The organism is Bradyrhizobium sp. (assembly GCF_035652035.1).
Taxonomy (GTDB): Bacteria; Pseudomonadota; Alphaproteobacteria; order Rhizobiales; family Xanthobacteraceae; genus Bradyrhizobium.
This window is the reverse complement of record NZ_DASREO010000075.1, coordinates 170,687-183,114: the sequence shown is the minus strand read 5'-3', so window position 1 is coordinate 183,114 and position 12,428 is coordinate 170,687. Positions and strand designations below refer to the sequence as shown.

The 12,428-nt window shown below is 60.1% G+C and carries 12 protein-coding genes and 1 tRNA gene; 8 read left to right on the top strand and 5 right to left on the bottom strand.

All coding sequences use genetic code 11. The features are described from left to right. Positions 1 to 279 precede the first annotated feature (279 nt). Complete coding sequence (locus VFB05_RS20790) at positions 280 to 807, bottom strand: hypothetical protein (protein WP_325015625.1); 528 nt, start codon at positions 805 to 807, stop codon at positions 280 to 282. A gap of 130 nt (positions 808 to 937) precedes the next feature. Here VFB05_RS20790 and VFB05_RS20785 point away from each other — a divergent pair, with 130 nt between their 5' ends. Next, positions 938 to 1,129: a hypothetical protein gene (locus tag VFB05_RS20785; RefSeq protein ID WP_325015624.1), complete on the top strand. Its 192-nt coding sequence runs from the start codon at positions 938 to 940 to the stop codon at positions 1,127 to 1,129. 334 nt (positions 1,130 to 1,463) lie between these two features. Beyond that, positions 1,464 to 1,540 (top strand) — tRNA-Met (locus tag VFB05_RS20780). Between the two features lie 233 nt (positions 1,541 to 1,773). On the opposite strand, the gene VFB05_RS20775 is transcribed toward VFB05_RS20780, so the two are convergent. Beyond that, positions 1,774 to 3,471: a Na/Pi cotransporter family protein gene (locus tag VFB05_RS20775; RefSeq protein ID WP_325015622.1), complete on the bottom strand. Its 1,698-nt coding sequence runs from the start codon at positions 3,469 to 3,471 to the stop codon at positions 1,774 to 1,776. Between the two features lie 484 nt (positions 3,472 to 3,955). On the opposite strand from VFB05_RS20775, the gene VFB05_RS20770 reads away from it, so the two are divergent. Continuing rightward, positions 3,956 to 4,204: a GNAT family N-acetyltransferase gene (locus VFB05_RS20770; protein ID WP_325015620.1), complete on the top strand. Its 249-nt coding sequence runs from the start codon at positions 3,956 to 3,958 to the stop codon at positions 4,202 to 4,204. 465 nt (positions 4,205 to 4,669) lie between these two features. Continuing rightward, complete coding sequence (locus VFB05_RS20765) at positions 4,670 to 5,227, top strand: DUF6985 domain-containing protein (RefSeq protein ID WP_325015618.1); 558 nt, start codon at positions 4,670 to 4,672, stop codon at positions 5,225 to 5,227. Between the two features lie 313 nt (positions 5,228 to 5,540). Here the strand turns inward: VFB05_RS20765 and VFB05_RS20760 are convergent, their stop codons facing one another. After that, the gene (locus VFB05_RS20760) at positions 5,541 to 7,058 is read right to left on the bottom strand and encodes a 4-amino-4-deoxy-L-arabinose transferase (RefSeq protein ID WP_325015616.1); all 1,518 of its coding nucleotides are present in this window, start codon (positions 7,056 to 7,058) and stop codon (positions 5,541 to 5,543) included. Between the two features lie 273 nt (positions 7,059 to 7,331). Here VFB05_RS20760 and VFB05_RS20755 point away from each other — a divergent pair, with 273 nt between their 5' ends. Both VFB05_RS20755 and VFB05_RS20750 read left to right on the top strand, forming a co-directional pair. Then, positions 7,332 to 7,592 (top strand): hypothetical protein, encoded by a 261-nt coding sequence (locus VFB05_RS20755; protein WP_325015614.1) that lies wholly within the window; start codon positions 7,332 to 7,334, stop codon positions 7,590 to 7,592. 252 nt (positions 7,593 to 7,844) lie between these two features. Next, positions 7,845 to 8,105, top strand: coding sequence for a hypothetical protein (locus VFB05_RS20750; RefSeq protein ID WP_325015612.1), 261 nt, complete (start codon positions 7,845 to 7,847; stop codon positions 8,103 to 8,105). Between the two features lie 88 nt (positions 8,106 to 8,193). Here the strand turns inward: VFB05_RS20750 and VFB05_RS20745 are convergent, their stop codons facing one another. Next, complete coding sequence (locus VFB05_RS20745) at positions 8,194 to 8,547, bottom strand: hypothetical protein (protein WP_325015610.1); 354 nt, start codon at positions 8,545 to 8,547, stop codon at positions 8,194 to 8,196. Positions 8,548 to 8,732: 185 nt separating this feature from the next. Continuing rightward, positions 8,733 to 9,713 carry a tripartite tricarboxylate transporter substrate binding protein gene (locus VFB05_RS20740; RefSeq protein ID WP_325015608.1) on the bottom strand — a complete coding sequence of 327 codons (981 nt, stop codon included), beginning with the start codon at positions 9,711 to 9,713 and terminating at the stop codon, positions 8,733 to 8,735. Between the two features lie 226 nt (positions 9,714 to 9,939). Here VFB05_RS20740 and VFB05_RS20735 point away from each other — a divergent pair, with 226 nt between their 5' ends. Together VFB05_RS20735 and VFB05_RS20730 are read left to right on the top strand one after the other, a co-directional pair. Then, positions 9,940 to 10,116, top strand: coding sequence for a hypothetical protein (locus VFB05_RS20735; RefSeq protein WP_325015606.1), 177 nt, complete (start codon positions 9,940 to 9,942; stop codon positions 10,114 to 10,116). A 440-nt stretch (positions 10,117 to 10,556) separates the two neighbouring features. Next, complete coding sequence (locus VFB05_RS20730; protein ID WP_325015604.1) at positions 10,557 to 12,389, top strand: long-chain-acyl-CoA synthetase; 1,833 nt, start codon at positions 10,557 to 10,559, stop codon at positions 12,387 to 12,389. Positions 12,390 to 12,428 lie beyond the last annotated feature (39 nt).

Here is a 12,428-nt window from a genome sequence, read left to right as displayed (position 1 = left end):
GGTGTCATGACCACCCAGTTGTCGTCGGTGCCGCCGGCCTCGAGCAACGCAACCGATGTCGAGGGATCTTCCGACAGCCGGCTTGCGACCGCGCAGCCACCCGAGCCGCCGCCCACCACGACAAAATCGAAATTGTCCATGTCCCGTCCCCCTCCCGCTCTTCACGTGGTTTTGCCGGGGAGGCTGGGCCTTTATGGAAATTCTGGCAAGGGTTCGTTTCCAGCTGAGGGCGGATTTTCGCAGGTGCGTCGTCTCACGTCAGGCAAAGCAAGTTGCGACCTACTTGGGCGGCTGCAAGCCCGATGAATTCACCCAGTCGTCCAGATGCGCGGCGGTGTCAGCCTGGCGCGCCTTTCTGAGCATCTGCTCTTTCTCAGGTCCGGGCGGGAGCAGCGAGGCTTTTTTCCGCGCGTCCTTTGCGAACGACGCGAGCCGATCTTTCAAGGAGTCTATCTGTCGAAGATGTCGCCTGAGCACGGCGTGTCCCTCATTCTCGTTGGGGCGGGAACACTGGTGTCCCGGTTCTGACATTCGTATCTTGTCGCTGCGGGTTCGTTTACGAATGTCAGAACCAAAGGGACACCAGCAAATATACGGTTCTAGTGAAGCCTTGACTCTGACGTTCCTTTGAAACGATCGCAGCGAAACTGAAAGGAACGTCAGAGTCGCTTCACCAAGCGCGTTCTCATCACCGATGGTTGCCAGGGATGGTGCGGTGATGGCCTGCATGCTGAACCTTTTTTCAAGCGCGGGCCATCGATCTAATTCGCTTTCATGCAGAAACTTTTTGGAAATGATGGTCGTCACTCAATTTGGGTCGATTGAGCCAATGTACGAAATTGGACATTGAAGCCGCACTGTGTGCGATGCACAGCGTTGCTGTTCGCCGTAGTCGACCGGAATAGAGAGCGATCGTGTTCTCGGCTAAGAATGATCGATGAGCACGGACGAGCGCTTGTCGCCGCAGCCAACCGCCGATCCCTTCACCTGTAATCGTTGTCGGCAGCAGCCGGTCATGGTGCGAACGATTCTGGATACCCGCACCGGCCAGATCATTGAGATGTTCGAGTGCGACTGCGGCGAACGCAACTGGCGCGAGCGGCCGAAGGATTCAAGCAGCCCAGGCTGATGGCGCATTGGGCGGGGGGCAGCGAATCCCGGAATGGTTCGCTGCCAGGGCAAAATGGCAAGGTGGCTTTAATTGAACGTCCGGCGAGGGCCGGTTCCTTGGCCTCTTTTGGCCGCCAAAAGCTAAGATTTGGCTGATTTTGCCTGTCACAAAATCAATAAAAAGTAGCGCGGCAGCCCTTTCCAAAGCGCACCGGCATTGGTACATACCGCCCGCGACCTCAAGGCCTCCAACGGCCAAGGGTTGCCTTCTCAGGAAGCCTCTGGACGGAAGCGGCGCCCTTGGGCGTTGATCCAGCCGTTTCGGCTTTTCGAAAGGCAAAGCAAAAGCTTATCGCGGGGTGGAGCAGCCCGGTAGCTCGTCAGGCTCATAACCTGAAGGTCATAGGTTCAAATCCTATCCCCGCAACCAAATAACTCACTGATTTTGTGAGATATTCAGAAAGCCGCCCCGAGGGCGGCTTTCTTGTTTTTGTGCCGTGTCGCCACCGTGTCGCCACCGCCACCACTAATCAGGCAACCGTCACTAGAGATGCGAAAGCCGTCACCCGCTCCGAAACCATAGCCTGCCAACGAATCTGCTTCGCTATTTTCATCGCGCAATTTCCCCCTGATCAGCCAGTCATCGGAAGTAGCTGGGCCTAATTAGCGGGCCGATGCTGCGTCGCTATCGTCGGATGGACTTTCCCCAGGTTCGACCACACGGAGACGACTTGGCTGGAGGGCTCCCGCCCGTTCCAACACGGGGTACGCGACCGAGCATATATGCGAGTGAATTCGCTTAAGATCGCGGAGCACGTCCAGATGTAACGAACTCGATTCGATGCTCTCGGGACGACGCTCACGCAACCGCGCCAAGTGACTTTCGGCTGCGGCCAGCTCAGCCGTGCGCAGAGACGCCTTTTCCGCAATTAGCTGCCTCGCGATCCTCACATCGCCAGACATGAAAACGCTAAACGCTAGATTGAGATTCCCGACGACCTCTTGGTGAAACGCCTCCAGCTCCGCGCTACCCTGCTTCGAGAATGCGAGCTTTCGTTTGATCTTCTTTTGAGCAAGCTCCATCAAATTCTTGTCGATGATATCGCCGATGTGCTCCAAATTGATCGAAAATGCGATGATCTCCATGGCCCGATGACCGTCGCGCTCATCCAGGCTTTCTCGTGTCAGACGGGTTACGTAGAGCTTTACCGCCTCGTCCAGCTTGTCAACTGTGTCGTCCATTCGGCTGATCTCAGCAACGAGACGGCGATCATCGGTCATGAGCGCCGTCATTGCCTGACGCAGCATGGTCTCGACGATGTCGCCTAGATGAAGAACCTCGCGCTCAGCGCAGGCGAGTGCAACCGAAGGCGTCCCGAGGGCGGTTTCATCGAGATACAGCGGAGCCGCCGGGCTGTTCGATTTCGCGCGTTCGGGCAGAAATCGTGCGAGCATCGAGGCCAGCCAGCCCAGCGGAAATATGAAGGCCGCCGCCAATGCCAAATTGAACGCGGTGTGGAAATCGGCAGTCATACGAGATGCATTCGGCTCGAATCGGCTGAGGGCATCGGCAATCGGATGCAGGAACGGAAGCACGAGCGCACAACCAACAAGGCGATTGAGGAGGTTTCCTAGAGGCAAGCGGTAACTGGCCGGGTTGCTGCTGCTGGCCCCTTCGACAACTGGGTTGATGGCGCTTCCAAGGTTGGCACCAAGTGTCAGAGCAATTGCTGCGACCGGCGTAATGAAATTCGAATAAGCGAGCGACATGATCAACAAAACGACCGTAACGCTTGAATGCGCGATCCAAGTCAGCACGGCGGCCATCAGAACGCAAAGGAAGGTATCGCCCGTGATCGCGGCGAGAAGCGAGCGAATCGCCGGAGCCTCTTCCGCGGGTGCCAACGTGTCGAGTAGGATGTGAAGTGATAGCAACATCAGTCCGATGCCGATTGCAACGCGGCCAAGGTCGCGGGTACGAGTTTGGCCACCTCGCTTGAATGCAATCACGCCGATTAAAAACAGAAGCGGTGCTATCGCCGTGACATTGAACGACAGAGCTTGGACGATGAGCGTCGTGCCGACATTTGCTCCCAGCATAATCGCGAGTGCCGGGACAAGATCGACGGTCCCTCCGGTAACGAATGATGCCGTCATCAGTCCTGTCGCAGTGCTGCTTTGCAGAAGGGCCGTTACGACGAGGCCAGCGAAGAATGCCAAGAAGCGGTTGCGCAGTGCCGTTCCGAGAAAGCGCCGCAAGTCGGTCCCAAACGCTCGAACGATACCGCTGTGAACCATGTGGAGGCCCCACAGGAGAAGCGCCACTCCTCCGAGCAAGTCGAGTAAGACCAGACTGCTCAACTTGGCCTCCATGAACTCAAGAGATCAGGGGAAACAAGCCAATGCGCCTATGGGACAAGCCGCTCCTTGGCGTCAATGATATCTCGGTCAGGAACAAAATGCACGGGTGTTATCCCGCTGAGCGAGACGTAGTAACGGAGGCGATGCGTCCTGACTTTCCTTCTCAGCACCTCGGAAGTACAACAGCCAATCGGCGGCTCTAGTTGGCGTCGAAGCATTTTCGGGACAGAACGTTTCGGTGCTGGGACAAGGTAATGCTAATTCGGATTGTCGTTGAAGATCCCGCTTCCTCTGACTCGTTTGCGCTTATGGAAGAACTCTCGGAAACATTGGCTCAGATCACCGGCGACAACGGAAAGTCATCATTTGATCCGAGCGATGTTCGTGCGGCCAAAGGGCGCTTTGTCATCGCCCGAAACTCTGAGGGCGGGGCGAAGCTTTGGGCTGCGGGGCGTTCCGGCCCTTAAAAGAAGGCGTCGCCGAGGTGAAAAGGATGTTTTCCCGCCCCGGAACCAAAGGGGTGGGGTCGGCTATTTTGAAATTTCTGGAAGGTGAAGCACGCACGCTCGGCTATCGAGCCCTGTGGCTTGAGACCCGTCTTATGAATGAGCGAGCCGTTCAATTTTACGAACGTAAGGGCTACCAGCGCATCCCGAACTTCGGAAAGTATGCTGGCAACTCGAAAGCCGTTTGTTTTGAGAAGAGGTTGGTCAACACCGATAAAGTGGACTGACGCAGGGCAACTGCGCCCAGCGGCTCCGGCGAACCGGCGACGCTCCTTCTCGTAGGGGAGGTCTGCTCGGGTGGTCAATCAATCCCAAGCGGGCAGTCAATCCCAGTCGCCTCCTGGACGCCTTCGCTTTCGATTCATCTGAACTGCTAACCGCGCGCACCCGGCTAACCCGCCATTCGCCCCAGGGGCGCTCGCACAAGTGAAAGCCGAGCCCGTGCGTCTACGCCGCGCTCGGACCGATAATCTTCACTGGCCAGTGAGCGCGGCTTAGGCGACAAATCGCAAAGCTGGCAGTCGCAGGGGGTGGATGTTACGCATGCCCGCAACCAAGTTTGATGCTGCCGGTGCAGTACGACATCAAAGGCCGTCCCCTTGGGGGGCCTTTTGCTTGTCTAGAGCGCCGGGTACAGTAGTCCGCCAAATGATCTAGAATCGTGGCAAGTGCGGTTGGGTTGACGGGACGATATGCTCGATTTCAAATGGGACAAATTTTACTGGGAAGCACGAGCGCAGCTGCCCAGTTGGGCGGGCTATCAAACCCGCAATGGTCCCTACGGCTCGATCAGCTCGGATGAATCGTCCGATGGCGTCGTTACCTTTGTTGTTGATTCGGAAGACGACAAGGGAGCTCCGCTGACAGAGCAGCAGCATGCCAACGTGCAATGGGTGCTCGTTCACGAAGCCGAGGTGGCATCAGCGGTTCTTGAAGGTCTACTGACCGAGTATCCGAGGCTTCAACAAATCTATAATGCCCATGAGGACGAGGAACGCGAAGCCCTCATGCCCGATGTATCGTCCACGGAAGAGTTTCGCCGATTGATCGGCCTTCACAACGTCCATGTTCATTCGCTGATGAAGGAAGGCCTTCCCTACGTCGGCTATGAATTCGGCTGCACATGGGATGACGAGCACGGTCTTGGCGTATTCACGCACGGAACGCGCGTCCTCGAAGTTGGAGGCGCAGACACGGCCTTCGATCTGTGGATCGCGAAACGGGATGCGCGTGGCGACGGAACTGGGTGACCCAGAACCTCATTTGGATAACTTGAAGTGGCATACGGCCCCGACCGACTTCACAAACTTTGCGAGCGACCGCGTACTGGGGACGGCAAAGCCCTTGGAGCATTATTTGCACGAGTACGAGAAAACACTCCCTCGAATCTCACTCCAACAAGCGCCGCAAATTCCAACTTGGTAACTCTATGCAACAAAGCGCAGGGCAGGCAGTCGCAGGGTGTGCTTGTTGCGCATCCCCGCAACCAACTTCGGATCATGATCTAGGAAAGGCCCGCCCGCTTCGGCGGGCTTTTTCGTGGGCTGTAAGACGCCTTGCGCCTCAGTAGTTCATCCGCACCAGCACGTCATTGATCGCGAAGCTTCCCCCGGCTGCCGCATCGCAGCTGCCTTTTCGCGCAAAGATGCAGGCCGCGCCGTCCCTGCCCATCTCGGCGCAAGCGCGGCGCGAGAAACCGGAAGGCAGCTCGCTCGCCGTCTCCGGTGGCGCGAGGATGCGGTTGAACGCAGCTTCGTGCTCCCTCGCCAAATCCGGAAGGCGCCCGCTGGCGAGGGGATCTTTCAGCTGGAACGCGTATAGAGGCGCGCCGCCGACCAGTCGCTCGCGCCCGGGCAGCAAGTGGTACGACGTGACGTAGATTGCCGCGCCGCACAGTTCGCCGTCGTCGCGTAATTGTGCTGCCAATTGGGCCATGCCCGTGCCGCGCATCCAGTTGTCGCGCATTGGCCCCGACGCGTCGGCGAGCGTCAGTGAGATCAACGCCCAGCCGCCGGCGACCAGCGGCAGCGCCCAGCGACGCCATGCCGGCTTTGTCCGCATCGCCTGAACCCAATCGGCCGAGCCAAGCGCGGCTGCGATGATGAGCAGGACGACCGACAGGAAGATGAAGCGGTATTCCTTGTGGGCGATGGCGCTGTGGAAGGCGATGTTCACGATCGCCGCAACGACCAGCAGCGGGACATGCCGCGAGCCGCGCCACAGTGCGCATAGCAGCAGCAGCGTCGCTCCCGACCAGATCACCGACTCGTAGCCGAGATAGACGATTGTCGACGATACCCCGAATTCCGATGCACGGTCTTGCAGCAGGTTCTGTTTGATATTCAGGATTAGCCATTCAAAGGGCACGACGCCGTGGGCGGCATCCACCATGGCGGAGAGCGACAGTGCGACGAGGCCTCCGGCGACCATCGGAATGACGTTTCGCCACTGCTTCCAGCACGGCCCGAGCGCAATGACGGCGATCGCCGGGCCATACTGAAAGCGCCAGACGAGCGCGAGAGCGAGCAGCGCGCCGCCGATGACAAGACGGTTTCGCGTCAGGCGGCCTGTCAACAGCAAGGCTGCCGGCAGGATGAGTGCGGTCGCCAGAGGTTCGCTCAATGTGTGTGGCGCGAAGTAGACGAGCTCAAACCAGATCGCGGCAACGAAGCTTGCTACGATCGCATGCGTGCGCGAGATCCGTGCGCCGAAAAACCAGGCGCTGACGACGATCGACAGCGAGGCGAGCGCAACCGCCAGACGCGCGACAATGAAGGCGCCTGCACCGCCCGGCGCGAGCCAGTCTCCGAGCTTGACCGGCCCTTCCAGCAGCGTCGGCAAGAACCAGTTGCGAATGCCGTCGCGCCATTCCCAGGTGACGATCCCGTCATGGCCGAGCATGCGCCAGGCCGGCTCCAGATACTGAAAGATTTCGTCGGGATGATTGACGTTCGGCCAGAAGGCGAGGGGCAGGCGGACAGCGAGCGCCAGCAACAACAGGGCGGCCAGCGGATGAAACCATCCGGCGGATGTTCTGATGTCGACCGCTTCGGGCGAGGTGTCGGCGCTCGTACTCGTCATCCTTCCGCCGGCCGTAGGGTCAGGAGAGTTGGCTCCATGGAGCGAGAGGTCGAAGGAGCCTTGCTGCCTCTTAATAACTCTTCAACCCTTAAGGATGCGTGACCGGAAGGCCTGCTATGGCGCCGTCGCAGCACTGGTCACGAAAGACGGCGCGGTCCGTGACAGTGAGACACGCCCGTTTGAATCGTTGTTTCCCGATGTGTTTCGCCAGTTGCGGACTGTGCGTGTAGAAAACGACTCGAGGAGGACTTCACGACAAAATGGAAAACCAGGATGAATATTAGAACACTCAGCGCCATCGCACTCGTGACCGCGGCCATTGCGAGTCCGGTCGTCGCCCAGGACTATGACGGCGGCTCTGCACAGAAGCCCGTGCATGCTCTTCGGCACTATCGCGGCACCTACAACGAGGTGCGGGGACCGGACTTCGTCGCGCCGCGCGCAGGCGCCTATGGCGAACAGAGCTTCGAGCGTGGCTTCGACCGTTCGCGCATTGGCGACCACGATCCGGATTTCAACCCCGCCGGGAGCTGATCTTTCAGGGATCGGCGTCTTTCTCCGAAAGCATCGAACAGCAGCAGCCCGGTTTGCGCCGGGCTGCTTTGCAAGATTCGATTGGGTCTTCGATCAACGAGCCGATCACGGAAAGCGGCGCAACTCGCGATTGCATGTCACACGCGTTTGAACCTGTGCTCCGGAACACTGCTACGTGTGTCGGGGTTTTCAGGTTGTGCAGGATGGCGACATCCGGGAGAGGGGTTAACCACATAAGAATGGAAGAACCCTATGACCTTCAGAACACTCAGCGCTATCGCAATTCTCACCGCTGCGCTCGGCAGCCCGGTCCTCGCCCAGGATATGACGGGTGACGGCATGACCCACCACAAGTCGTCCTACGCGACGCGGCACTTCCGCGCCGCCTATAACCAGGCGCCCGGCTTCTATGCCGGCGCGCGCGCGGGCGACGACTGGTTCACCCACGCCTATGGGTTGGACCGTTCGCGGATCGGCGACCGCGATCCGGATTTCAACCCCGCCGCAAACTGATCTTCGGATCGTCCGTCCGCTCCATGACATAATGAAATGATGGGGCGGCGCGTCGGTGGCCCGGCTCGTCCCGGGCCGCCGCGCGGGCTTACGATTCACTCCCCGCTCGTCTCCGCGCGATGATGCCGGCTGCGATCTGCAGGGTCGCGCCGACCGCCCAGGCGAGGCAAATCAGAAGCGCAGAGGCAGGATGCGTGGCTTCATCCAGCACGATGCTGGAGACGGAGATGACGGCTGTCACCGCGGCGAGGAACGTGCCGGCCGCACTCAACAGCTCGACGGCGTCGGCTTTGCCGCGCAAGGTCTGATCGTCGGCCGGCGGATGTGGCAAATCGATGCCGAGATAGAAGCCGGCCGCGCCGTAAATCATGATCGCGAAGACGGAGGCCGCCGAGCCGATCAGCTCGATGTCGGCGCGCCCCACATGTGCGGCAACAAACAAGCCGCAAGATCCGCCTGTCAGCGCAAGCCCGATCCGCTCAAGCACATGTGCCGACCGCGAGATCGTTGAACGGGTGTCCCACGGGGCTCTGTGTCTGATCATGTGATCCCGATACCAGGCCAGGCTCGTCGATCAGGATAATGCGGCTTGGCGGCGCCAGCCACCCCGAATGCGCGAGGCTGACGTCACTCTTTGCGCTGTCCGGAAAGTTCCACGACCTTGCGCCAGCGCGCGGTCTCGGCAGCGATCATCTCGCCGAACCGGCCGGCGCTGCCGGTGATCGGAACCGCGCCTAGTTCGGCAAAGCGCTGCTTGATCGGCGGCTCGTCGAACGCGGCGTTGATCTCCTTGTTCAGGAGATCGACGACGGCTTGCGGCGTGCCGCGCGGAGCGCCGACGCCGTAGAACGAGCTGGTTTCAAATCCGGCCAGCGTATCCGAAATCGGCGGCACGTCCGGCAGCGCTTCCGATCGCTCCGACGTCGTGACGCCGAGCGCGCGCAGCTTCCCTGTCCGTATCAGCTCGAACGAAGACGGCACGTTGTCGAACATGCCCTGGACCTGACCGGCCATCACGTCGGTCAGTCCCGGCGCCGAGCCGCGATAGGGCACGTGAACGAATTGAACTTGCGCCATCGCCTTGAACAGTTCGCCGGACAGATGCAGCGACGTGCCGACCCCCGACGAGGCGATGCTGAGCTTGCCGGGATTGGCCTTGGCGTAGGCGATGAAATCCGCGACACTTTTGACCGGTAGCTCGTTGTTGACGACAAGCACCAGCGGATTGCGCGCGAGCCCCGCGATCGGGGCGATGCCTTTGGCGAAATCGTAAGGCAGCGTCGGGTCGAACGATGCGTTGATGGCGTTCGCGGTGCTGGTCAGGAGCAGCGTGTATCCGTCCGGCTGTGAATTGATCACCGTCAGCGTTCCGATATTGCTGCCGGCGCCGGGTTTGTTCTCGACGATGAAGGTTTGGCCGAGCCGCTCCGACAGGTGCTGGCAGATCACGCGCGAGAACGCGTCGGTGGCGCCGCCCGCGGTATAGGGAACGATCCAGCGCACGGGACGCGACGGGTAGGCTGCGTCCTTTGCCGATGCTACCGGGCCGGTGCCGAGCCAGGCGATGCACGTCGCAGCCGAATGAAGCAATTGCCGTCTGTCAATCAACGCAGCCCCTCAAAAAAACATGAAATCGGTATCCGTAAGAAAGCGGGGGTGATCATACGGGAACCGAGATCATCGTGAGAAAATTTCTACGCGTCCATAGCGGCTTATCGCATGGCCGCTGCAATTTTCATCAATCGTCGCCGCTCGTTTGATCAGGCCTTTGCTTAAGAACCGTTAACCGGTTTGCGCGAGAATCGCTTACAAGATTCCCGAAAAGGAACAAGCGATGGCCAAATTTGCGATTGGCGAACGGGTTGAGAAGGCGACCGACGACCACAAGGACGGTGTCGTCATTGCAATCTTCCCCACGACGGACGGTAACTTCCGTTACGCGGTGGACATGGAGGGCTACGGCGCGCTCCAGTTCTTCGCGGAGGAAAAACTGGTCGTCTGCGCCGGTTAGGTTTTGCGACCTGCTTCCGGCACGACGCGTTGATGGCGCGTGCGCCAGGATGAAGCCGCTTGGCACGAGGCGGAGACGCTGCGCCCCGTCTTAATGAATCCTTCATGACGCCAATTCGTTCAATTTTAATGGGTCGCCGCCCACAGTGCCGCCTGTAACCCGAGGCATCATACGTCGCTGACGTGAGCATTGCTTTTTGTTTGGCACTACTCCGAGGCATCCGGGGCACCTGGCGATCGTATCCCTCCGTTCTCAGCGGAAATTCGGTAAACCCGTCCGCGAATCTCGCGGGCGGGTTTTTCTTCGCGATCATCAGCGTGCGTGGCTTAACCCTGACGGTTAACACCTGGTCAGGCGGAGGCGGCTATAGCTAGTGAAGCTAATCTGACGTTCCGTTCAGTTTCGCGAGCTGCCCGATCACGCGAAAGAAGTGTCCGCCCATGAGCACAGGCGTCGTTGAACACGCAACCGTTGAGACGCCCGTTGGCGTGACGCGGCCGCGCGGCAAGCCGTCGACGGCCAAGAGCTGGTTGAAGGCGATCGAGCGCACGTCTCGTATCGAGGCCAATCCGAAAGCGCTGTTCGCCGATATCGTCGAAGAATGGGCCGCGCGTCAGCCGGAGAGCCCGGCGTTGATGTCGGATCGTGAGACCCTTGGTTATCGGGCCTTGAACGAGCGAATCAATCGCTACGCTCGCTGGGCATTGTCGGAGCGCATCGGCAAAGGCGAGACAGTCTGTCTCTTCCTGCCGGGACAGCCGGACTACCTCGCTGCGTGGCTCGGCCTCGCCAAGGTCGGCGTTGTGGCCGCGCTCGTCAACACCAGGCTCGTGGGCTCGTCGCTCGCTCATTGCGTCGACGTCGCGGATGCGAGCCATGTCATCGTGGGTCATGATTTGTCTGCCGCGTTCGAGGCGGTTCGTCCTCGCCTGAAGCGCGTGCCAAAGGTCTGGCGGCATGGCGGCGGTGCCGGTGAAGCCGGCGTCAACGCAGCTTTGGATGGCCTCAACGCTTCTGCGCTGGCATCAAGCGAACGCCGTGATGTGACCATCAACGACCGCGCGCTGTTGATCTACACTTCAGGCACCACCGGTCTGCCGAAAGCCGCCAGCGTCAGTCATCGCCGCATTTTGAACTGGGGCGGCTGGTTTGCCGGGCTCACCGATGCCTCGCCCGAGGACCGCATGTTCGACTGCCTGCCGCTGTTTCACAGCGTCGGAGGTGTGGTCGCGCCGTGCAGCATGCTGGCCGCGGGCGGCTCGGTCGTCCTGTCCGAAAAATTCTCAGGCAGTTCGTTCTGGCACGATGTCGTGCGCTGGGATTGCACGCTGTTCCAGTATATTGGCGAACTCTGCCGCTATCTTCTGAAGGCGGGCGCATCCGAATTCGAAAATCGGCATCGCCTGCGGCTCGCCTGTGGCAACGGTCTGCGCGGCGACATCTGGGAAGCCTTTCAAGCGCGGTTTTCGATTCCGCAAATCCTGGAGTTTTACGCGGCAACCGAGGGCAATTTCTCGCTCTATAACGTCGAGGGAAAGCCTGGCGCAATTGGCCGCATTCCGCCGCTGCTGGCGCATCGCTTTCCGGCTGCCATCGTTCGCATCGATGCGGAAACGTCAACACCGATCCGCGGCGCCGACGGGCTCTGCGTGGCGTGCACGACAGGCGAGGTGGGCGAGGCCATCGGGCGGATTGGTACGGCGGACGAAGCCGGCGGCCGCTTCGAGGGCTATACCAATGCCGCCGAGACCGAAAAGAAGGTCCTGCGCGACGTCTTTGCCAAGGGTGACGCCTGGTTTCGCACCGGCGACCTGATGAAGATCGACGACGGCGGCTTCTTCCACTTCGTCGATCGTCTCGGCGACACTTTCCGCTGGAAGGGCGAGAATGTCGCAACATCCGAGGTGAACGAAGCCATTCTCGAATGCCCTGGTGTCGTCGACGCCACGACCTATGGCGTTCTGGTACCGGGCGCCGATGGTCGCGCCGGAATGACCGCGATCGTCACCGATAGCAGCTTCGACTTCGCCGAATTCAGCGATCATCTTTCGCGGCGGCTGCCGGCTTACGCGAGCCCGGTCTTCGTGCGGCTAAGCACGTCGCTCGATGCGACCGAAACCTTCAAGCAGAAGAAACAGGATCTGATCCGCGACGGCTTCGATCCGTTGAAGATCGTCGATCCACTGTTCTTCCGCGATCCGAAATCAGGAAGCTTCCTGCGGCTCGACGCCGATCAACATGCGGCGCTCGTGCAGGGCGTCGTCAGGCTGTAAAGGCGGCATCAGGCTGTACGTTCGCGCGGCGCGGGCCTC